The organism is Amycolatopsis sp. NPDC003865, from assembly GCF_053605345.1.
The window spans coordinates 117,147-138,822 of sequence record NZ_JBSGJA010000007.1 but is presented as its reverse complement, the minus strand read 5'-3'; the positions used below and the strand labels follow the sequence as shown (position 1 = coordinate 138,822).

Annotated in this window: 18 protein-coding genes; 4 read left to right on the top strand and 14 right to left on the bottom strand. The window is 72.6% G+C overall.

The genetic code is table 11. The annotated features are described in order from the left end of the window. Positions 1-7: 7 nt before the first annotated feature. Positions 8-1,207 carry a helix-turn-helix domain-containing protein gene (locus ACWEVP_RS18660; RefSeq protein ID WP_452063775.1) on the bottom strand — a complete coding sequence of 400 codons (1,200 nt, stop codon included), beginning with the start codon at positions 1,205-1,207 and terminating at the stop codon, positions 8-10. A gap of 198 nt (positions 1,208-1,405) precedes the next feature. Between ACWEVP_RS18660 and ACWEVP_RS18655 the strand changes: the two genes are divergently transcribed. The 4 genes from ACWEVP_RS18655 (at position 1,406) to ACWEVP_RS18640 (ending at position 6,684) form a co-directional block, all read left to right on the top strand. Further along, on the top strand, positions 1,406-2,614 hold the full coding sequence (locus ACWEVP_RS18655; RefSeq protein WP_452063774.1) for a PucR family transcriptional regulator: 1,209 nt from the start codon (positions 1,406-1,408) through the stop codon (positions 2,612-2,614). 338 nt (positions 2,615-2,952) lie between these two features. After that, the gene (locus ACWEVP_RS18650) at positions 2,953-3,867 is read left to right on the top strand and encodes an alpha/beta fold hydrolase (protein WP_452063773.1); all 915 of its coding nucleotides are present in this window, start codon (positions 2,953-2,955) and stop codon (positions 3,865-3,867) included. Between the two features lie 403 nt (positions 3,868-4,270). Next, on the top strand, positions 4,271-5,461 hold the full coding sequence (locus ACWEVP_RS18645) for a helix-turn-helix domain-containing protein (RefSeq protein ID WP_452064005.1): 1,191 nt from the start codon (positions 4,271-4,273) through the stop codon (positions 5,459-5,461). 29 nt (positions 5,462-5,490) lie between these two features. Further along, a complete protein-coding gene (locus tag ACWEVP_RS18640) occupies positions 5,491-6,684 on the top strand; it encodes a helix-turn-helix domain-containing protein (protein ID WP_452063772.1) in 1,194 nt (397 codons plus the stop codon). On the opposite strand, the gene ACWEVP_RS18635 is transcribed toward ACWEVP_RS18640, so the two are convergent. The 13 genes from ACWEVP_RS18635 to ACWEVP_RS18575 form a co-directional block, all read right to left on the bottom strand. Continuing rightward, entirely contained in the window at positions 6,681-11,681 is a 5,001-nt protein-coding gene (locus ACWEVP_RS18635; protein ID WP_452063771.1) for an acyltransferase domain-containing protein, read from the bottom strand. The two genes, ACWEVP_RS18640 and ACWEVP_RS18635, sit on opposite strands and share 4 nt — an antisense overlap. Next, a complete protein-coding gene (locus ACWEVP_RS18630; RefSeq protein ID WP_452063770.1) occupies positions 11,678-11,836 on the bottom strand; it encodes a hypothetical protein in 159 nt (52 codons plus the stop codon). The genes ACWEVP_RS18635 and ACWEVP_RS18630 overlap by 4 nt, the downstream gene beginning before the upstream one ends. 122 nt (positions 11,837-11,958) lie before the next feature. Further along, entirely contained in the window at positions 11,959-12,543 is a 585-nt protein-coding gene (locus tag ACWEVP_RS18625) for a hypothetical protein (RefSeq protein ID WP_452063769.1), read from the bottom strand. After that, positions 12,540-13,037 carry a hypothetical protein gene (locus tag ACWEVP_RS18620; RefSeq protein ID WP_452063768.1) on the bottom strand — a complete coding sequence of 166 codons (498 nt, stop codon included), beginning with the start codon at positions 13,035-13,037 and terminating at the stop codon, positions 12,540-12,542. The genes ACWEVP_RS18625 and ACWEVP_RS18620 overlap by 4 nt, the downstream gene beginning before the upstream one ends. After that, the gene (locus ACWEVP_RS18615; RefSeq protein WP_452063767.1) at positions 13,034-14,140 is read right to left on the bottom strand and encodes an MlaD family protein; all 1,107 of its coding nucleotides are present in this window, start codon (positions 14,138-14,140) and stop codon (positions 13,034-13,036) included. Before ACWEVP_RS18615 ends, ACWEVP_RS18620 begins: the two co-directional genes overlap by 4 nt. Further along, positions 14,140-15,111, bottom strand: coding sequence for an MCE family protein (locus tag ACWEVP_RS18610; protein WP_452063766.1), 972 nt, complete (start codon positions 15,109-15,111; stop codon positions 14,140-14,142). Before ACWEVP_RS18610 ends, ACWEVP_RS18615 begins: the two co-directional genes overlap by 1 nt. After that, positions 15,108-16,106 carry an MCE family protein gene (locus ACWEVP_RS18605; RefSeq protein WP_452063765.1) on the bottom strand — a complete coding sequence of 333 codons (999 nt, stop codon included), beginning with the start codon at positions 16,104-16,106 and terminating at the stop codon, positions 15,108-15,110. The genes ACWEVP_RS18610 and ACWEVP_RS18605 overlap by 4 nt, the downstream gene beginning before the upstream one ends. After that, entirely contained in the window at positions 16,106-17,116 is a 1,011-nt protein-coding gene (locus tag ACWEVP_RS18600; protein ID WP_452063764.1) for an MCE family protein, read from the bottom strand. Before ACWEVP_RS18600 ends, ACWEVP_RS18605 begins: the two co-directional genes overlap by 1 nt. Next, a complete protein-coding gene (locus ACWEVP_RS18595; protein ID WP_452063763.1) occupies positions 17,113-18,129 on the bottom strand; it encodes an MCE family protein in 1,017 nt (338 codons plus the stop codon). The genes ACWEVP_RS18600 and ACWEVP_RS18595 overlap by 4 nt, the downstream gene beginning before the upstream one ends. After that, positions 18,126-19,322, bottom strand: a complete 1,197-nt coding sequence (locus tag ACWEVP_RS18590) for an MCE family protein (RefSeq protein ID WP_452063762.1) — start codon at positions 19,320-19,322, stop codon at positions 18,126-18,128. Before ACWEVP_RS18590 ends, ACWEVP_RS18595 begins: the two co-directional genes overlap by 4 nt. Next, entirely contained in the window at positions 19,319-20,134 is an 816-nt protein-coding gene (locus ACWEVP_RS18585) for an MlaE family ABC transporter permease (RefSeq protein ID WP_013229372.1), read from the bottom strand. Before ACWEVP_RS18585 ends, ACWEVP_RS18590 begins: the two co-directional genes overlap by 4 nt. Beyond that, positions 20,135-20,929, bottom strand: a complete 795-nt coding sequence (locus ACWEVP_RS18580; protein WP_452063761.1) for an MlaE family ABC transporter permease — start codon at positions 20,927-20,929, stop codon at positions 20,135-20,137. Beyond that, complete coding sequence (locus ACWEVP_RS18575) at positions 20,926-21,657, bottom strand: hypothetical protein (protein ID WP_452063760.1); 732 nt, start codon at positions 21,655-21,657, stop codon at positions 20,926-20,928. Before ACWEVP_RS18575 ends, ACWEVP_RS18580 begins: the two co-directional genes overlap by 4 nt. Positions 21,658-21,676 lie beyond the last annotated feature (19 nt).

Genomic DNA, 21,676 nt, shown 5'->3' with positions numbered 1-21,676 from the left:
CTGTTTCTCACTCACGACCGGCCGGGAGCGCTCGTTCCGCCAGCAACGCCAGTTCCAGCCGCAGCCGCTCGCCGGGATCGTCCAGCCGCGCCCCGAACAGCTCGCCCAGCTTCTTCAACCGCGCCCGGACGGTCTGCGGGTGCAGCTCCAGCAGCCGCCCCAGCTCCGGCGCGCTGCCCCGGGTCTGGACCAGCGCCAGCAACGTCTCCGCCAGCTGCTCCCGGCGCCGCTCCGGCAAGCCCGCCAGCGGCGCCAGCGTCGTCGACGCCAGCTGGGACACCAGGAACTCGTCCGCCAGCAGCAGCAACGTCGTCAGGTGGTCGCGGCACCACACCACCGGCCCCGGGGCGTCCAGGAGCCCGCGGGCCGACAAGTCCAGCGCCCGGCGGGCCACCCGGAACGACTCGGGCGCCGCCGCCGGGGGCACCAGCGGCCCGACCGCCGCCGTCCAGCCGGCCGGCAACCGGGCCAGCTCCGCCAGATCGGTGTCCGGGGCCGGAGTCAGCGCCGCCGGCTGGTCGCCCGACGGGTCGGCAGGCACGTGCTCCGGCAGCAACCCCGCCGGGAACTCCGGCGCGCCCGGCAACGCGCGGAACGCCACCGCCGCCACGGACGACGGCACCGGCAGTCCCGACGCCGCGAGCAAACCGTCCACTTCGGCCGGTGTGCGGCCGCCGAGCAGCGCGTGCAGCAGGCGGCGGTGCCGCTCGCCCGTGCCGGACATCGCCGCTTCGGCCGCGCGGTAACCCTCGGCGACCGCCGCCATCGACGTCTCCACGTCGGCGAACATGCCCTCGGCGGCGCCGTACAGGACGTCACCGGACAGGCCGGCTTCCCGCGCGATGTCGGCGATCCAGCGCCACGTCACCCGGCTCGACACGCGCACGGCCGCCTGCACCGCCTCGCGGCTCAGGCCATTGTGGAACGCCGCCCGCCCGTGCCCGCGGAACTCGGCCAGCCGGTCGGCCTGCCACATCGCGGGCGTGCCGACGCGGTCGATGTCCCGCTCGATTCCGCGCCGCGCCTGCTCGATCGCCGCGACACGCGTGGGTCCCCGGCCGAAACTCGCGGAATATTCCGGAATCTCGGCGGCGATGCCGTCGACGCAGGCCCGCGCGATCTCCGGGATGCGCGGGCGCACGGCGTCGCCCAGCTCGTGGGGCAGCCGGGCCCACACCGAGCCGTCGGAAGCAGGAGAACCGCGCATGGGGAATTCGGTCCTCCACCGGGATTAATCGTCACTCGGAAATAGCCCCCACCATCTGACACGGAGCGTAGGACGCCCACCCGTCCGTGTCAAAAGGACGTCATCCCGTCACCCTTTCCGGGAACACCTCGTTGATTTTTCAGTGACACAACCGTCGGATACGCTCTGCTCCGCCCGGACCGACTCGAAGGGGGATCGGTGGTCGAGTACCGCAGCTTCCGCTTGCTGGCCTCGCTGCCGCGCGCGCTGGGCGCGGGCCTGCGTCCGCACGTCGGGCGCGCCGCGGCCGCGATGATCCAGGAGGTGCAGCGCACGGTTCCCGCCTACAGCCAGCCGCTCAAGGGCGTGTTCGGAAAAGTGCTGGTCAAGAGCGTCGAGTACGCCGTGCAGCACTGCATCGACTCGATGGGTGAACCGGACCTCGCCCACGACCACTGGATCGACTTCTACCGCGGCCGCGGCCGCATCGAGTTCGCCGAAGGCCGCACCCTCGACGCGCTGCAGGACAGCGCCACCATCGGGGCCAGGGTGGCCTGGCGGGCTATGCACCCCGGCGTCGTCGCCGCCGGCGTCGACCCGGCCGTCATCTCGGTCGCCGCGGAGGCCATCTTCGCCTACGTCGACGAGCTCTGCGCCACCGCGATCGAGGGCTACCAGCGGGCGCAGACCGAGGCCGAGGGAGCCGTCCCGGTCCGGCGCCGCCGCCTGCTGGAGCTGATCGTCCAAGGCCCCGAAGGCGCCGCGACCAGCATCGCCGAGCTCGCGGGCGGCGCGGGCTGGCCGCTGCCCGAGACCGCCGCGATGGTCGCGCTCGAACGCGGCCCGGAAGCGGCCGGCTTCCCCGCCGACCTGCTCGGCGACGGTGTCCTGGCCGACCTCGACGGCCCCGAGCCGCACCTGCTGACCCGCGACCCGGACGCCGACCTCGCGCCGCTGGAAGCCAAGCTCGACGGCTGGCGGGCCGCGGTGTCGCCCACCGTGCCGCTCGCCGACGCCCCGGCCGCGCTGCGCACCGCCCGCCGCGCCCTGCTGCTGTCCGGGCCCGACGTGCCCGGCCCGATCATCTGGTGCCGCGACCACCTGGCCACGCTCTGGCTGCTCGCGGAGGACTTCCTGGCCGCCGAGCTGGCCCGGCAGAGCCTCGACCCGTTCGCCTCCCTCAGCGAAAAGCAGCGGGACCGGCTGGGCGAGACCCTGCTGGCCTGGCTGGAGACGCGCGGCGGGGCGCCGGAGATCGCGCAGCGGCTCGGCGTCCACCCGCAGACCGTCCGCAACCGGCTCCGGCAGCTGGAGGAGCTGTTCGGCGACCGGCTCAAGGACGCCGACGACCGCCTCGGCATGCAGCTGGCGCTGCGGGCTCAGCGGCTCATGCGCGCGCACCGGCCGGACGGTGAGCGGGAGCGCTGAGCGCGCGGTCGAGCGCGCGCACGGGCAGGGGCAGCACGCGCCGCCACGGGCGCCGCACCGGCCGGGGCGGGCGGGGCTCCCGCGAATAGGGGTGGAAACTCGCGCGGCACGACATCAGCGCGTCCGGTGCGTCATTGCGACCATGCCTTCGAGGAATACGCGGATACCGGCGGAATGTCGATACGCATTACCGGGTGAACCCGCAAAACCCGCACCCACGGCCGCCTTTCGGCGGCCGTTCTTGTCACCCGCGCCCGCATTCCCGCGAAGTGGCGTGCGACACATCCGCGGCGAGTAGTCGGATGCCCTATTTTCAGCTCCGCGAGAAAGGGCTCCCGATGACACTCGAGACGCGCACGCTGACCCTCCACGGCCGCCGGATCCGGCTGCACGAGCACCTGCCCGCGACGGCTGCGCGCGACGAAGCGGTCGTGCTCCTGCACGGGATCGCGGGCAGCGCGGGGACCTGGGCACCGGTGCTGGAGCGGTGCTCGACGCTCGGCAACCGCGTGCTGGCGCCCGACCTGCCCGGCCACGGCGAATCCGAGGCGCCGCGCGCGGACTACGGCCTCGGCGCGCTGGCGAGCACCGTGCGGGACGTGCTGGCGGTGTCCGGCGTGCGGCACGCGACGGTCGTCGGCCACTCGCTCGGCGGCGGCGTCGCGCTGCAGTTCGCCTACCAGTTCCCGGAAATGTGCGACCGGCTCGTCCTGGTCGCGAGCGCCGGGCTCGGCCCGGAGGTGAGCCCGGTGTTGCGCGCCACGGCGTTGCCCGGCGCCCGGGCCGTCGTGGCCTGCGCGGTGAACCGCGTGACGCTCGCGATCGCGCGCGCCGCGGGCCGGCTCGGACGCCGGCTCGGTGGATCGTTGAAAACTGAAACACGTGAGCTGGCAAGGCATTTCGGCTCGCTCGCCGACCCCGCGCGCCGGCGCGCGTTCTTCTCCATCGCGCGCAGCCTGATCGACCTGCGCGGCCAGCGCGCGAGCGCGCTGGAGAAGCTCTACCTGGCGGAAGCCGTGCCGGTGCTGCTGGTCTGGGGCGCGCGCGACCCGCTCATCCCCGTCGCGCACGCCCGCCGGGCGGCCGGGCTGCTGCCGAACAGCCGCTTGACCGTGCACGAAAACATGAAACACTTTCCGCACGTGGCCGATCCGGACGGGTTCTGCCTGCTCCTGCACGAGTTCGTGGCCACGACCGAACCCGCGCGGCTCACCCTCGACGACGTCGTCGCGCGGCTGACGGCCGGGTGGTGAGACCCCCGGAACGACCCGCGGAAAAGTTGTCACCCACGCACCATCCGCCCGAAGCGGAAGTGTCACCTCTCACCGCGCCGTTCCACCCGTTCGGGTGTAGTCCGGACGGGTTACCGCAAAGTCAGCGGAGAACCCGTTGACACTGCGGTTCGCGCGAAATTATGTTGCCTGAGCCACAAAATCCGGACCGGCTTCGACGACGAAGAGGCCAGTTTTGTTGCCAGCAAGGATAAAACACATGACCGACGTGGACACCGGGTTCGCCGCCCCCGCCCTGCGCGCGGGACGGCCCAACCCCGGAGAACACCCTTCCGGACCGGCCTACCGGCACCAGTCCGTGTCGGCCGACCGGCCCCGGACCGCCTACCCGCCCGCCCCCCGCAGCCCGGCGGAACCCCGGCCCGTGCGCGCTTCCGGCGCCATCGGGCTGTGGGCGTCACTGCCCCGTGAGCTGGCGATCCGCTTCAAGCCGCGGGTCGACCCGCTGGCCCGCGCCATCCTGCAGGAGGTCCAGCGGGCGGTGCCCGAGTACCGCCAGCCCCTGGAGGGCGCGTTCGGGCACATCATCACCCAGGGTGTCCGGCAGGCGATCATCCAGTGCCTCGACAGTGTCGGCACCCCGGGTGCCGTGCCGCTCGAGACGTGGACGACCGTGTTCCGCAACCTCGGCAAGATCGAGTTCAACGAGGGCCGCAGCCTCGACTGCCTCCAAACGGCCTACCGGGTCGGCGGACGCGTGGCGTGGCGGCACATTTCGGAGTTCGGGCAGGCCGCCGGCCTCGCCGCGGACACGCTCTGCACGTCGGCCGAGGCGATCTTCGCCTACGTCGACGAGATCTCCGCGCTCTCGATCGAGGGCTACACGGCGGCGCAGACCCGCGCGGCGGGCACCCGGGCGCGACGCCGGAGACGGCTGCTCGAACTGCTGCTCGCCGACCCGCCGTCGGCACCGCAGACCATCAGCGCGCAGGCCACGACCGCGCAGTGGGCGCTGCCGGCCGAAGTCACGGTCGTCGCCCTCGAACCGCGCGCCGACCAGCACAGCCTCGCCGCGCCGGACCTGCACTCCGACGTCCTCGTCGACCTCGAGGGCGGCGAGCCGTGCCTGGTCACCGGCGACGCGGAAAAGCACCTGAAGAACCTCGGCGAGCGGCTGCAGGGCTGGCGGGCGGTGATCGGCCCGACCGTCCGGCTGACCGACGCGCCGCGGTCGCTGCTGTGGGCGCGCCGGACGCTGAAGCTCGTGCAACGCGGGGTGCTGCCGGACGCGCCGGTCACCCGCTGCACCGACCACCTGTCCACGCTGTGGCTGCTGGCCGACGAGTTCCTGGTCCGCGAGCTGTGTTCGCGCAGCCTGGAGCCGTTCAACGACCTCACCCCGAAGCAGCGGGCCCGCCTCGGCGAGACGCTGCTGATCTGGCTCCAGTCCCGCGGCAGCGCGCCGGAAATCGCGAAGAAGCTGAAGGTGCACCCGCAGACCGTGCGCTACCGCATGCACCAGCTCATCGACCTGTTCGGCGACCGGCTCAACAACGCCGACGACCGGCTCGACATGGAGATCGCGCTGCGGGCGGAGGCCCTGCTCGGCTCCTGACTCGCTTCAACGACGAGGTGAGGTTTTCCGTGACGGGACCGTCCGGCGAGACGACGTTCGGGCCGATGCTGAGCGGTGACGGCCGGCCGGGGCAGCTGTGGACCATGCTCCCCCGCGAGCTGGCCGCGGTGTTCCGGCCGCGCATGCTCGACGTCGCCGACGAAGTGCTGCGCGAGATCCAGCGGACCATCCCGGACTACGCGCGGCCGCTCGACGGCGCCTTCGGCAAAGCGCTCCGGGCGGGCGTGCAGGCGGCGATCCTGCAGTTCATCGACCGGATCGCCGCGTCGGGACCGATCCCGGACTCGCGGCGGAAGGTGTTCGTCGGGCTCGGCGTGCACGAGCTCGCGCAGGGCCGCAACCTCGACGTCCTGCAGGCGGCCTACCGGGTCGGCGCACGCGTCACCTGGCGGCGGATGGCCGAGGTGGGGACGCGGGCGGGCGTGCCGTCGGCGACGCTGTGCCTGCTGGCCGAGGCGATCTTCGCCTACATCGACGAGCTGTCGGCGTTGTCGATCGAAGGCCACGCGGCCGCGCAGGCCCGGGCCGCGGGCGCGCTGGAACGGCGCCGGCGACGGCTGCTGGACCTGCTGCTGGCGGACCCGCCGGCACCGTCTCGGACGGTCCAGGAAGCGGCGACGGCGGCGGAGTGGCCGTTGCCGCACCGGCTCGTCGCGGTGGTCACGGACGGGCCCGTGGACGTCACCGGGCTGGGCGCGCTGGAGGACTTCGAGGACGGCACCCCGCGGCTGGTGCTGCCGGCACCACCGGACCGCGCCGCGTTGACGGCCGCGCTGGCGGGACACCGGGCGGCGATCGGCCCGCCGGTGCCCCCGCGGCAGGCGGGCCGCTCACTGGCGACGGCGCAGGAGGCGTTGCGCCTGGTCCCCGACGTCCTGCCGGACGAGCCGCTGACCTGGTGCGAAGACCACCTGGCGACGTTGTGGCTGCGCAAGGAACCGTTCCTGGCGACGGAGGTGTCCCGGCGCCGGCTGGCCCCGCTGACGGCGTTGAACCCGAAGCAGTACAACCGGCTGGCGGGAACGCTGCTGGCGTGGCTGGAGACGTGCGGCAACGTCCGCGAGGTCGCCGACCGGCTGGCGATCCACCCGCAGACGGTCCGCGCCCGCGCCCAGGAGCTGGAGGCGCTGTTCGCCGATCACCTGCGGGATCCGGACGACCGCTTCGAGATGATCCTGGCGCTGCGCGCGACCTTGACCTAGACCGGCGTGATGCCCGGGCTGGTGCGCCCGGCGAGCTCGGCGGCGAGCCGGCCCACGTACGGCGGCTCCAGCATCGACCGGTGGTCCCCCGGCACGACCTCCACGTGCAGGTCGGCGCAGCAGGCCGCCCAGCCGGGGGTGGCCGCGTCCGCTGCCAGGTAGAGCACGACCCGGCCCGCGTACGGCCCGGGCTCGGGCGGCGCTTCCGCGGCGAAGAGCACCACGACGTCGACCCGCTCGCCCAGTGCGGTCAGCCGCCGCGCGGTCTCGTAGGCCAGCACGCCGCCGGCCGCCCAGCCACCCAGCCGGTACGGCCCGGACGGCAGCACTTCGCGCAGCCGCTCGACGGCGGTGTCCACATCGGACACGTCGAGCGCGTGGCACGGCACGTCTTCGAGGTGGTCGAGCAGCGGCCGGTACACCCCGGGCTCGCCGAAGAGCACCAGCGGTGTGCCCGCACGCCGGACCCGTACGGGGACGGGAGTGCCCGTCACGTGGCCGGCGAGGTCGTCGAGGGACGCTCCGCCCAGCAGCAGCGGGACCGGCAGCGCGACGCCGAACTCCCGCTCGACCGCGGCCCGCGCGCGCATCGCCGTCAGGGAGTCCAAGCCCCATTCGACCAACGGCACGTCCGGCGCGGGCGCGCGGCCGAGCAGCCCGGCGACGATCGCGGCCAGCCGATCGCGCGGGGTGGCGGCCGCGGGCACACCGGCCGGGAAGTACGGCCGCTCGCCGCGGTCCGGGAGCCGGCTCGCGGCCGGCCGCGCGATCCCGACCGAAGGCCGGTCGGCCGCGAGCACGGCCGGCAGGGCATCGACCACTTCCAGCAGCTCGCCCCCGTGGACCGTCGTCGCGGGCAGGCCGCGCGAGCGGCGCCAGGCCGCGAACGCTTCCAGCCACGCGTCCGCCGTCGCGTGGGCCGTGCGGCCGGGTTCGCCGAACAGCGCCGCGGTCGAGGCGTACGTCAGCCACCAGTCCGGTGGCGCGTCGGCGGTCGCTTCGTGCAGCCGCCGCGCGCCGAGCACCTTGGGGCGCCACACGGCCGCGACGTCGTCACCGGGCACGCTCGCCGCGTGCACGATTCCCCTCAGGGGCAGGCCGTCCTCGGTGGCCGCGGCGACGAGCCGTTCCGCGACGCCGGGCGCCGCGATGTCGCCTTCGATCACCACGACGTCCACGCCGGGCAGTTCCGCGGTGCCGCCACTTCGTCCACAGAGGACTATCCGGGTCGCCCCGCCGCTCGCCAGCCGGCGCGCGGTGGCCGAGCCCATGGCGCCGAACCCGCCGGTGACCACGTAGGCGCCCGGTCCCGTCGCGCCGCCGTCGACGAGCGGGACGCGGGTCAGCCGCGCCGCGCACCGGACCCCGTTGCGCCAGCGCACTTCGTCGTCGGGCGCCGCGGACCGCAGCTCGCGCGCGAGAACGTCCACATCGGACCGGGTGTCGCAGTCGACGAGCGTCGCCCGCAGCTCCGGCCGGTCGAAGGCGAGCACGCGCACGAGCCCGCGCAGGAACGCGAGACCCGGCTCGCCGCTGGACTGCGTGACGAGGTGGAACCGGACGTCCGGGCCGAGGCGGGCGACCACCGAGCGGACGGTGTGCAGGAGGTCGCGGGCGTCCTCGGGGTCGTGGTAGGCGTGCGGTGCGCCGGCGAGGAAGACGACGCCGCGCACCGGCCGCTCGGCGAGGAAGCCCGGCAGCTCGCCGAGGTCGTCCTGCGGCAGGGAGAGCGCTTCGTCGCCGGCTTCGGCCAGCGCGAGGGCGAGCGCGACGGCCCGGCCCAGCGCGGCCGGGTGCTCGTCGGTCAGCAGCAGCCACGAACCCGGTTCGCCCGGCCCGGTCAGCGGCACTTCCGGCCACGTCGTCCCGAAGGCACGGGCGGCGAGCGGCGCGGCGCCGGGCGATCGGAAGCGGACAGCGGCGAAGTCGGCGACGACCTCACCGTCCCCGGTGACGAGCTGGGCCACCTCGGTGCCGTCGGTCCGTACCCCAGCGCTCCGGCCCGGGTCGCCGAGCAGCCGGACCCGGCCGAACCCGGTGGCCTCGCCCGGATCCAGGGCGTTCAGGCAGGCGCCGGCCAGGACCGGGGGCAACGCGTACGCCGGCGAGCCGGCGGGCAGCTCGATGTCCGTTTCGGACAGTGCGGGCGGCGCCGGATCGGTGTCCGCCGAAACCCACGCCGTCGCGTGCCGCACCCAGCCCGCGCCGGCTTTCGCCCGCACCACGGCGGCGCCGTCGACGCGGATTTCCGTGCTGAGCAGCGTTTCCCCGGTCACCGCGAGCGGCCGGTGGATCTCGAGGCCGTCGACGCGGACGCGGCCGGTGCCCAGCAGCTCCCGCGCGCCGGCCAGGAACAGTTCCAGGAAGCCGGTCGCCGGGAACACCACGACGTCGTGCCGCCGGTGTTCGCCCAGCCAGGCGGGCGCGTCCGGGGCGATCGCCGCCTGCCACAGGTGCCGGTCCTCGCCCGGCACCTCGACGCGGGTGCCGAGCAGCGGGTGGCTCGTCGCGCGCCGCGGCAGGCGGAACGCCCGGTGGTCCCAAGGCGGCGGGGGCAGGTCGAGCACGGGCGCCTCCGGGTAACGGCGGCCGAGCACCGCCGGGTGGCCCGCGGCGTGCAGTTCGGCGAGCGAGTGTGCGAAAGCGTTTTCTTCACCGTCGCGGCGGCTCAGGGTGGCCAGCGTCCGGACGCCGGCGGCGGTCTGCTCGACGGCGGGCAAGGCGACCGGGTGCGGCGAGACCTCGACGAACCAGCGGTGCCCGTCGTCGACCGCGGCGGCGACCGCCTGGGTGAACCGGACCGGGCGGCGCACGGTGGCCACCCAGTGGTCCACATCGAACACCGGCACCGCGCCGGCGAGTGCGCTCGAATAGCACGTCGTCGCGGGCGTCCGGGGCCGCAGGTGAGCGAGCGCGGCGCGGAACCGGCCGAGGACCGGCTCCACCGCCGCGGTGTGGCCGGTGCCGTCGAGCCGCCGCGCCAGCAGGCCGAGTCCGGCCACCCGGGACACGAGGGCGGCGATGTCCCCGGCGCTGCCGGCGACGGTGCACTGCGTCGGCGACGTGTGCTCGACGACGGTCAGGCCGGGCTCGCGCACCTCGCCGGCCGGCAGTTCGACGACGGCCATCGCGCTCGGCGGCAGCTCCGCGAGGAGGTTCGCGGCGGTGACGACGATGTCGAGGCCGTCGCCGACGTCCAGCGCTCCGGCGACGACGGCCGCGGCGACCTCGCCGGTCGAGTGGCCGAGCACCGCGGCGGGCTCGACGCCGTGCGCCCGCCACCAGTTCGCGAGGGCGACCTGCGTGCCGAACACGAGCGGCGTCACCACGGCGGGGTCGCCGAGGGGCCGGCGCAGCGCACCCCGCAGCGAAAACCCCGCTCTGGCCAGGAAAACCGGCTCCAGGGCGGCGACCGCGGCCCGGAACTCCGGCTCGGCACCGAGCATGCGCCGTCCCATCGCGGGCCACTGCGACCCGGCGCCGGAGAAGACGAAGACCGGACGTGGGAGTTCACGCCCCGCGGCGCCCCGCACGACATCGCCGGTGGTCCGCCCCTCGGCGAGGGCGCGCAGCCCGGTGACGAGGGCGGAGCGGGACGACGTGACAACGGCGGCCCGCAGCGGAAGGTGCTCCCGCCGCCGGGCGAGCGCGGCGGCGAGCTCCCCGGGCGCGACGGTGCGGCCGGGCCCGGCGAGCCAGCCGGCCAGGTCCCCGGCCCGGCGCCGCAGGGCGGATTCGGAGCGGGCGGACAAGGCGAAGATCTGCGGCCGCCCGCTCCAGCGCGACCCGGGCGCGGCGGGGGCGAGGGGCTTCGGCCATTCTTCGACCACGAGGTGGGCACCGGTCCGCCCGAAGGCCGAAACGCCGGCGCGCGCGGTACCGCCGTAGCGCGGCCAGGCCGGGCTCGGCTCGGCGGCGAGGCCGGGCGACGGCGGAATCCGGTTGTGCCACAACGCAAGCACCACCTTGACCAGCCCGAGGATCCCCGCAGCGGCATCCCCCGTCGCCGACCCGCCGAACAGCAGTGGCCGACGGCCGTCCCGGGTGCGGGCGAGCGCCGCCTCCAGCGCCCGGACCTCGAACTCCGTTCCCTGCGCCGCCACGTAGTCCACCGTGGCCGGGTCCGACCCCGCCACCGCGTGCGCGTCGGCCAGGACCTGCTCCTGCGCGAGGAAGCCCGCCGCCCGGCCCGCAGCGCCGACCGCGCTGCCCCGGATCACCGCCAGCACCCGGTCGCTGTCGCGGCGGGCGTCGGCCAGGCGCTTCAGCACCACCACCGCGGCGGCCCGCTCCTGCACCCCGGCCGCGAGCACCAGGTCGGCCTCCCCCGCCGCCAGCGCGCGCACCGCGTGGTGGACCGCGGCCAGCGACGTCGTCCCCTCCGCGTCCACCACCGAACACGGCCCGCGCAGGTCGAAGTGGTCCGACACCCTGCTCGCGATCGCCGACACTCCCGCCGGGACGCCGGCGAACACGCCCGTCCGGCTGCCGCGCAGCGTGCCCGGTGCGATGCCCGCGTGCTCGAACGCCGCCCACGTCGTCTCCAGCACGAGCCGCTCGCGCGGGTCCATCGCCGCCGCCTCGGCCACGTCGATGCCGAAGAACGCCGCGTCGAACCCGGCGGACGGCTCGTCGTGAGCGGGCGGGAAGGCACCGGACAGCAGGGCCCGCCACAGGTCGTCGGGCGAGTCGATGCCGGGCAGCCGGCAGCCGATGCCGAGCACCGCGACCGGCTCGACCGCCCGGGGGCGCGGCCGGGCGTCGCGCCCGGCGAGCGCCGCCGCGAGCGCCGCGATCGACGGGTACCGCCCGAGCAGGCCGAGGTCGGGTTCGCGGCCGAGCAGCTCCCCCAGCTCGGCCGCGACGGTCGCCGCGTCCCGCGAGGACAGGCCCAGCTCGGCCGGCGGCACCCCGGAGCCGACCAGCTCCGGCGCGAGGCCGGTGAGCCCCGCGATCCGCTCGGTGAGCCACCGCCGCAGCTCCTCGGGGTCGTTCACCGCACGCCACCGAGGTCCGCACCCGCCGGCAACGCGAAGGCGGCGAATTCGCGCTTTTCTTCGACGATATCGACGATCGGCACGGCGACCGCGCCGAAGTGACCACCGAAGACCTGTTCAGAACTCGTGAGCATGGATTCCTCGCGCATTTTCACGGCGGATCGGTGATTCACCGTATTTCCCGCGTTGAATCCGTGTCAACGAATCGTGAATACGCGAAAATACTTTGTCATTCCGTTCACTGCGACGCGGGCAACGCCTGTTGTCAATGTGACAATCACGCGGCGGACATCCCGGTGACCCGCCACTTCCCGGCCACCCGCTCGGCCGTGACGCTCAGCTGGGCCGCCCCGGTGCTCCGCTGCCCGTCACCGCGCGTGCCGGCCTGGTCGAGGAACACCAGCAGCGCCGCGCGGTCGCCGTCGAGCAGTTTCACGCCGGAAGCGACGGCCGTCGACGTCACCACGAGCTTCTGGTCCGCGGCCAGCTTGCGGACCTGGCCGAAGAGCTGGTCGTACTGTGCGAGCGCGGGACCGGCGAGGAGGTCTTTCGCCGCCCGTTCGTTCTTGGCCGGGTCGTCGTAGCGGTAGGAGAACAGCGTGCCGAGCGCGGCGCTGATCTGTTTCCCGGCTTCGGCCGTGCCCGCGACGTCGGAAAGCGCGGTGTTGTGCGCGACGACGGCGTTCGTGCTCCGCGCTTCGAGGCCGAACCACACCGTCGAACCGGTCATCACGACGGCGACCGCGACGGCCACCCACGGCACTCGACGGCGCTTCACGACCGCCGGGGTTTCGGCCTCCGGCGCCTGCTCGTGGTGTCGGCCCGCGACCTTCACCACTCGTTTCTTCGTCGGCACGGTCATGGCGTCTCCCCCGTCGGGACCTGGCCCAGCCCGGTGACCCGCCAGCCGTCGGGCCCGCGCGTCAGGTCGGCTTGGAACCGGTTGCGTTTCGTCACGGCCTCGCCGCCTTCGGGCGCCACCACCAGCTCGACCGACGCGATCAGCTTCGCGGTGCCCGCCCCGGTGTCCACTTCGGTCACCGCCGCGTCGGTCACCTTGCCGGTGGTGACCGTCCTGGCCTGCGCGATCCGGTCGAGGCTGCCCTGGCGATCGGCGGCCAGCTCGTCGTGCAGCGCACCGCCCGACAGCTCGAGCCAGTGCTGGTACCCCGGTGCCGCCTGCCGGTAGTCCAAAGTGGTCAGCCCGGCGACGGCCGTCCGGCCCGCCGCCAGCGCGTCCTCCCGGACCACCGCCCGCGCGACGCCGTCGTCGTGCGCCGCCTGCCACCACGTGTACCCCGACCAGCCGGCCGCGACGGTCGCCAGGACCGCGGCCGGCACCACGACGATCCTCACGGCTGTCCTCCCGGTGCGTTCTGCGAACCCCGCACGTTCGTCGGGTCGCCCTTCGGCAGCGCACAGCGCGCGGCCGTGTTGAACGGGCGGGTCGACGTGTCGAGGCCGTCGTGGTACGGCGTCGTGTACCCGCTGGTGCACGGCGGCGGGTCGAAGAAGGTCAGCGACAGCCCGAAGTGCGCGCCGTCCGGCCGGACCACGGCGCTGCCCGCGGCGACCGCCTGCGGAGCGGTGATCAGCAGCTGCCGCAGCCCGTCCTGGCGGGCCTCGAGGACGTCCGCCGTGGTCAGGAGGTTGGCCAGCAGCACACCCAGCTGCGGCCCGGAGTCGCGGATGAGCGCGCCGACCTCGTTCGCCGCGGCGGGGACCGCCGGGATGAGCGCGCGCAGGTCGCCATCGGACTGCTTCAACGTCGATGCGAGCAGCTTCGCGTTGACGCCGAATTCGCGGATCGCGCCGGCCTGCTGCACCTGCGTGTCGAGCACCGTGTGGGCGTCGGTGACGAACCGGGTCAGCGGCGCGACGTGCGCGCTCGCCGCCTGCACGAACTCGATGCCGCGGCCGACGAGCTGGTCCAGCGCCGGTCCGGCGTCGGCGGTCGCGTTGTACAGCTCGTCGACGACCGTGCGCAACGCCGGCTTCGGCACCGAGTTGGCGAACGAGTCCACTGTCGACAAGACGACGTCCACCGGCAGCGGGATCTTCGTGTCGGCCTGCGTGATCACCGACCCGTCGTGCAGCTTCGGCCCGCCGTCGGCGCGCGGCCGCAGGTCGACGTACTGCTCGCCGACGGCCGAACGGTCGGCGACCACGGCTTCGGTGTCGGCCGGGACGGCCGCGGTGCCGGCGTCGATCTCGAGGTCGGCTTCCATCCCGGCCGGGGTCAGCCGCAGCTCGCCGACGCGGCCGATGGGCACGCCGCGGTAGGTGACCTCCGCGTTGGTGAAGATGCCGCCACCGGTCGGGAACTGCGCCTTCACCGTGTAGCCGCGGTCGAAGAACACTTTGTCGAGCCCGGCGTAGGTGGCCCCGACGTAGGCGACGCCGAGGACGGCGATGACGACGAAGATCGTCACCTGGACGCGCACGAACCGGGTCAGCATCAGTGACCCACCTTGAGAAATCCGTTGAGGTAGTCGCCGCGGATCGTGTCGAGCGCGGCGTCCGGGAACGGGAAGGTGAAGACCATCTCCATCGCCTTCGGCAGCTTGTCCCCGGAGTCGGCCAGCCGCCGCAACAACGGCTCCAGGGCCTTCAGGTCGGCGACGAGGTCGTCTTTGCCGCGGTTCACCGTGTCGACGGCGACGGACGTCAAGCCGTCCAGGGACTTGAGCATCCCGACCAGGGCTTCCCGCTGCTGGTTGAGGACGCCGATGCCGGGCGTGAGGCCGTTGAGGGTCGTGGTGATCTGGTCGGTGTGGGCGTTGAGCGTCTGCGCGAGCTTGTTGACGCTCTCGATGGCCCGCGTGATCTCGGTCCGGTGCTCGTCGAGGCCCTTCACGAAGGCGTCCAAACTGGACAGCAGGCTGCGCGCCGCGGTCTCACGGCCGCCGAGGGCTTCGTTGAGCTGGTGGCTGATGTTCTGGACCTGCGCGACGCCACCGCCGTTGAGCAGCAGCGACAGCGCGCCGAAGACCTCTTCGATCTCCGGTGTCAACGTCGAGCGGTCCAGGGGGATGTTCGCGCCGTCGAGGAGCCTGCCGGACGGCGTCGCGTCGGCCGGCGGGGCCAGCTCGACGAACTTCTCGCCGAGGATGCTGGCCTGCCGCAGCCGCGCGACGGCGTTGCCCGGCAGGTCGACGTCGCCGTTGAGCAGCAGGTCGACGAGCGCGCTGTGCCCGTCCGGCGCCAGTTCGACCTTGACGACCTGGCCGACCGGGACGTCGTTGACCTTGACCCCGGACTGCGGCACGAGGTCGAGGACGTTGGTGAAGCTCGCGGTGACGTGGATCGGGTGGTCACCGAGCGCGGCGCCACCGGGCAGCGGGATGTCGTAGACGCTCACCCCGCGCCCGCAGCCGGTGGTGACCAGCGCCAGCGTCACCACCGCGGCCAGCTTGACCAGGGGTTTCATTTCGGCTCCGGGAACTCGAGGAGGTTGCCGCGGCCGTCGATGGTCCCGTTGGCCTTGTCGTAGGCCCCCAGCAGGTTGGTCAGGGCGTTCGGGGCCGCGCTGAGCGCTTCGGCGAGGGAGTCCTTCTGGTTCACCAGCACCTTCGTGACGTCGGCGAGCTTGTCCACATCGGACTGGACCTTGCCGCGGTTGTCCTTGATGAACCCTTGCACGACGGTCAGGGCCTGGGTCAGCTCGGTCAGCGCGCCGGAGAACTGGTCGCGCTGGTCGGCCAGGACCTTGCTCAGCGACGCGATCTGCGAGATGGCCTGCTTCACCTGCCCGTCGTTGGCGGCGAGCATGGCGGTGAACCTGCTGATGTTGTCGACGGAGCCGAACAGGTCGTCCTTGGAGTCGCTCGCGGCGCGGGCGAACTCGCCGAGGTTCTTGATCGCCGTGCCGATGGTCTGGCCGTTGCCGTTCAGGTACTCCGCCGACTTGGTCAGCACGTCGCTGACCGCGCCGTCCTTGTTGGCCCCCTGCGGGCCGAGCGCGGTCATCAGCTGGTTGAGGCTGTGCAGCAGGTCGTCGACCTCGACCGGGGTCGCGGTGCGCTCGCGCGGGATCGACGCGCCGTCGGGCAGCCGCGGGCCGCCGTGGTAGACGGGCGTGATCTGCACGTACCGGTCGGCGACGAGGCTCGGTGTGATGACGACCGCGCCCGCTTCCGCGGGCAGCTGAACGTCCGGCTTGAGCGTCATCGTCACCTTCACGTCGGTGCCGTTGGGTTCCACTTCGGACACCGAGCCGACGGCGACGCCGAGGACGCGGACGTCGGAGTTCGGGTAGATGCCGACGGCGGCGGCGAAGTACGCGGTCAGGGTGCGCTCGGCGGGTGCGGTCGCGATCGGCCAGGCGGCCGAGACCACGAGCGCGAGCAGCACGCCGAGGGTGAGGGCCCGCAACCGCGTGCGCCGGCGCGCCTCGGCGCCCAGGTCGATGAGCTGGTGGGCCATCAGCGTCCCCCGTTCTTGGGTGGCAGGCAGCTGCCCGGCGTGGTGCCGGTCGGGATGAGCCCGCAGATGTAGGTGTCGATCCACCGGCCGTTGCCGACGGCGTTGCCGAGCAGCCGGTAGAACGGGCCGGCCAGGCGCAGGCTGTCCTCGAGCTTCCCCTGGTTCTGCTGCAGCACGGTCGCCACGCGGTCGAGCTGGTCGAGCGCCGGGCCGAGCGTCTTCTGGTTGTCCGCGACCAGCCCGCGAAGCTGGATCGAGAGGTTCTTGATGCCGGTGAACAGCTGGGCGATGGCGTCCTTGCGGGCGTTCAGCTCGGTGAGCAGTGTGTTGCCGTCGCGGATCAGCGCCTGGATCTGGTCGGAGCGTTCGCCGAGCGTCTTCGCCACCTGGTTGGTGTTCTGGAACAGCTTCACCAGCTCGTCGTCCCGGGACGCAAGCGTTTGCGACAGGGCGGCGATGCCGTCGAACGCGGTCCGCACGTCTTGCGGCGCCGACGCGCCGAGCGTGTCGGACAGCACACCGAACGCCTGCGCGAGCTGGTTCGTGTCGATCGCCCCCACGGTGCTCGCGAGGTCGTTGAACACCTCGGTGACGTCGTAGGGCGAGCTGGTGCGCTCGGCCGGGATCGGCTGGTCCGGGTTCAGTTCGCCGTTGCCGACCGGGTCCAGGACGAGGTTCTTCTGGCCCAGCAGCGTCTTGATCTTGATCGCCGCGGTCGTCCGGTTGCCGATCCAGGTGTCCCTGACCCGGAACAGCACTTCGACGTGGTCGCCGGCCAGCCGCACGTCGGTCACCTCGCCGACCTTCACCCCGGCGACGCGGACCTCGTCGTTCGGCTTGAGCCCGGCGGCTTCGTGGAACTCGGCTTGGTAGGTGGTGCCTCCGCCGACGATCGGCAGGTCGTCGGAGAAGAACGTCGCCCCGCCGACCAGGGCCATGACCAGCGCGGTCACCGCGCCGACGGCGATCGGGTCGCGGCTGCGGAACGGCTTGATCCGGGGCGGTTTCATCGGCACCTCGCGGCCGTGACGGGGATGCCCGGCGGCGGGCCGCCCGGCGCGGGTTTCGCGTCGGTCTCCACCGAGCACAGGTAGAAGTTCGCCCACGAGCCGTAGGAGAAGAGCGTGCCGATCCGGTCGAGCTTCTTGGGCAGGTTGTCGATGAACCGCTGGAACACCGGGGTGTTGTCGGCCAGGTTCTTCGACAGGTCGCCGAGCGCGGTGATGCTGTCCTTGAGCGGCTGACGTCCTTGCTGCAGGAGCCCGGCGGTGGCGGTGGTCAGCTCGCCGAGCCCGCCGATGGCCTGTCCGATCGGCTTGGCGTCCGCGGCGAGGCCGGTGACGAGCTGCGCGGTCGTGTCGACGAGCGCGTCGAACTGGTCGCCCTGGGCGTTCACGGTGTCGAGGACGGTGTTGAGGTTGCCGATGACCTGCCCGATCACGGCGTCCTTGCCGGCCAAAGTGGACGTCAGGGACGCCGTGTGCCGCAACAGGCTTTCGATCGTGCTGCCTTCGCCCTGCAGGACCTGGATGATCTCGAACGACAGCTGGTTGACGTCGTTGGGCGACAACGCCTGGAACAGCGGCTTGAAGCCGTTGAACAACGCGGTCAGGTCGAGCGCCGGCTTGGTGCGTTCCAGCGGGATCTGCGCGCCCTCGGCCAGCGTCGGCGAGGTGTCCGTCGCGCCCGGGTCGACGGAGAGGTACCGCTGGCCGACGAGGTTGCGGTAGCGGATGGTGATCGCGGCCGACGCCGTCAGCCGGTGGGTGCGGTCGACGGAGAAGTCGACGTCGGCCAGCCGGTGTTCGACCACCTTCACGTCCTCGACCTGGCCGATCCGGACCCCGGCCATCCGGACCTCGTCGCCGGGGTTGACCGACGTCGCGTCGGTGAACCGCGCGGTGTACCCGATCGTCGCGCCGACGCTGGAGTTGGCGATCGTGATCGCGAGCACCCCGGTCGCCACCGCGGTGACCAGGAAGAAGATCAGCCCCTTGACGGCGGGCGCCACCACGCTCCTCATCGGACGCTCACCTCCGTGCCGCGCAGCGCCGGTCCGATCAGGACGCTGCTCCAGTCCGGGACGTCCCCCAGGGCAGGCTTCAGGATTTCGGCCACGAGCTGCCGCTCGCCCGGCGAATTGGCCGGGCCGAGGTCGCCGTCCGTCGCGCCCGAAGCCGCGGCTCCGCCGCCGTAGCACTTCGGCCCGCCGGTGGCGTCGTAACGCGGGGTGTCGCGCCCCGGTACGTACTTCTCGCGGGGGTCCTGCACCGTGAGCGTCACGTGCAGGCCCGGCTCGTTCGTCCCCTTGCCGAGGGCCTTCTCCATCAACGGCTTGAGCCGGTTGACGGCGTCGAACAGGCACGGGAACTCGGGTGAGTACCGCGAGAGCAGCTCCAGTGATGGCCGGCTCGCCGCCGAGACGCCGATGATGTTGTCCTTGTTCTTGCGCAGGAAATCGTTCAGGTGCCCGGTGGCGCTCGTGACGCTCGAGTACAGGCTGTCGAGGTCCGCACGGGTGTCCACAATGGTCTTCGCCGTCGTCGACAGGTCCGTGAGCGCCTGCAGGATGTCCGGCGCGGCCGTGGTGTAGACGTCGGCGGCGTTGGCGAGGCCCGTGATGTCGGCTTTGAACTGCGGCATCAGCGGGTTCACTTGACCGAGGAGGTGCTGCAGCTTGACGATGCTGTCGCCGATCGGCTGACCGCGGTTGTCCAGGGCCTGGGAGATCGCGCCGAGCGAGCTGTTCAGCTTCTGCGGCTGGACCGCGCGCAGCAGCGGCAGCAGGTCGCCGAGGACGCGTTCCAGCTCGATCGCGTTGGCGGACTTGTCCTGCCCGATGACGTCTCCCGCGGCGAGCTTCCCCTGTGGACGGTCCGGCAGCACGAGGTTGACGTACCGCTCGCCGAACACGGTCTTCGGCAGCAGCCGCGCGGAGACGTTCCCGGGCAGCAGGCCGATCTTCGCCGGGTCGAGGGCGAGGTCGATCTCGGCGCCGGTGCGCGTGCTGCGCACCGCCCGGACCTCGCCGAACGGGACGCCCTTCACCTTCACCTCGGCGGTCGGCGCGAGCTGGTTGCCGACCCGGTCCGCGCGCAGCGTCACCAGCTCCGAGTCGTCGAAGTCCTTGTCGTAGATGGCAACGGCGAGGTAGCCGAGCAGGACGAGCACGCCGAGGAACGCGACCCCGGCGAGCTGCGTGCCGAACCGGCTCATCCCGACACCTTCACCGTCGTGGTCGCGCCCCAGATGGCCAGGGACAGGAACAGGTCGAGGACGCTGATCAGCACGATCGACGTCCGCACGGCCCGGCCGACCGCGACGCCTACGCCGGCCGGGCCGCCCGAAGCCCGGTAGCCGTAGAAGCAGTGCGTCAGGATCACGCCGACGCTGAAGACGAGCACCTTGCCGAACGACCACAGCACGTCGCCGGGCGGCAGGAACAGCGTGAAGTAGTGGTCGTAGGTGCCACCCGACTGTCCGAAGAAGACGACCGTGGTGAGCCGCGAGCCGAGGTAGGAGATCAGCAGCCCGATCACGTACAGCGGGATGATCGCGATGAACCCGGCGACGATCCGGGTGGTGACCAGGTACGGCATGCTCCGCACGGCCATCACTTCGAGGGCGTCGATCTCCTCGGAGATCCGCATCGCGCCGAGCTGCGCGGTGAACCCACTGCCCACAGTGGACGAAAGGGCCAGCCCGGCCACGAGCGGCGCGATCTCGCGGGTGTTGAAGTACGCGGTCAGGAACCCGGTCATCGCCGAGATGTTGATCTGGTTCAGCGCGCTGAACCCCTGCAGGCCCACCGTGACGCCGGTGAACACGCACAGCCCGACCATCACGCCGATCGTGCCGCCGATGACCGCGAGCGCGCCGCTGCCGAACGTCACCTCGGCCAGCAGCCGGACGACTTCGCGGAAGTAGCGCGTCACGGCGAGCGGGACGGCCGCGAGCGCGCGGACGTAGAAGAGCAGCTGGTCGCCGAGGTCGAACAGCCGGTCGCCGGGTTTGCCGAGGATGGCCACTCAGGTTCCCTTCGCGGGGACGAGCTGCAGGTACAGCGCGGTCAGCACGGTGTTGACGAAGAACAGCAGCAGGAAGGTGATGACGACGGACTGGTTGACGACGTCGCCGACGCCCTTCGGGCCGCCCTTGGGGTTGAGGCCGCGGTAGGAGGCGACGACCCCGGCGAGGTAACCGAAGATCACCGCCTTCACCGAGCTGACGACGAGGTCGGGCAGCTGGGCGAGGGCGTTGAAGCTGGCCAGGTACGCGCCGGGCGTGCCGCCCTGGACGATGACGTTGAAGAAGTAGCCGCCGAGCACGCCGACCACGCTGACCAGGCCGTTCAGCAGCACGGACACGCCGACGGCGGCCTGCACCCGCGGGACGATCAGCCGGTGGATCGGCGAGACCCCGAGCACCTCCATCGCGTCGATCTCCTCGCGGATGCTGCGCGCGCCGAGGTCGGCGCAGATGGCGCTGCCGCCCGCGCCGGCGATGATCAGCGTCGTCACGATCGGGCTGGCCTGCTGCACGACGGCCAGGACACTCGCCGCGCCGTTGAACTGCTGGGCGCCGATCTGGCTGGTGAGCGAGCCGAGCTGCAGCGAGATCACCGCGCCGAACGGGATCGAGACCAGGATCGCCGGCGTGATGGACACGCTGGCGATGAACCAGAACTGCTGGACGAACTCGCGGACCTGGTACGGGCGGCGGAACATCGCGAGGACGATGTCGAGGCCCATCGCGCACAAGCGGCCGAATTCGCGCAGGCCGTTCGCGGCCCGGCGCGGCGCTTCCGTCAGCAGGGTGGTCATGCCTTGCACCCGCTGCTGAAGCACCGCAACGCCAGGTTCGAGACGAACGTGTTGCCCGGCCCCGAAACCAGGCCGGTGAGCAGCCGGCTCACGTCCTCGTGCCCGACGCACCCGGCGAACGGCGGCGCGGTGAACGTCGAGGTCACCTTCACCGGCGGGGCCGGCAGGGAGATCGGCACCAGGGCCTTGATGTTCACCGACGCGGGCTGGGCCGTCCGGCAGTCCGGGCCGACGTCGAGGGTCTTGCCGTCCACTTTCGCGTCCGAGAGCTTGATGAACACCTTCGCGGTGACGTCGGTGTCGGCGCAGATGTTCGTCTGCGTGGCCTTGCAGTTGGTGTCCTTGCCGGTCTTCACGGTGGCGAGGCCGGTGGCGTCGCCGTCGGGGATGATCTCGACCCGGCCGGTGGTGGCCATGAACCGGAACGCGACGAAGTAGCCGTTCGCGGGCGGGATGCTGAGCTTGCCGGAGATCGGCACGGTGCTGGTGAGGCCGCCCAGTGCGCCGTCGAACGTGCCGGGTGGGAAGGCGATGTCGGAACCGAGCTTGGCCACGTGGCTCGTGGTCGGCTGCTGCGCGTCCCCGAGAGTGAACCCGAAGGGGATCGGCGTGGCCGCGGCCTGGACCGGAGCCGCGTCTTCGCTGGGCGCCGCTTGCGCCGCGCCCAGCGAGAACGCGGCCAGCGCCAGCACGAGCAGGAGCGGCACCGCGCGTGTCAGCACTGACATCCGTAGTTCCTCATGGTTC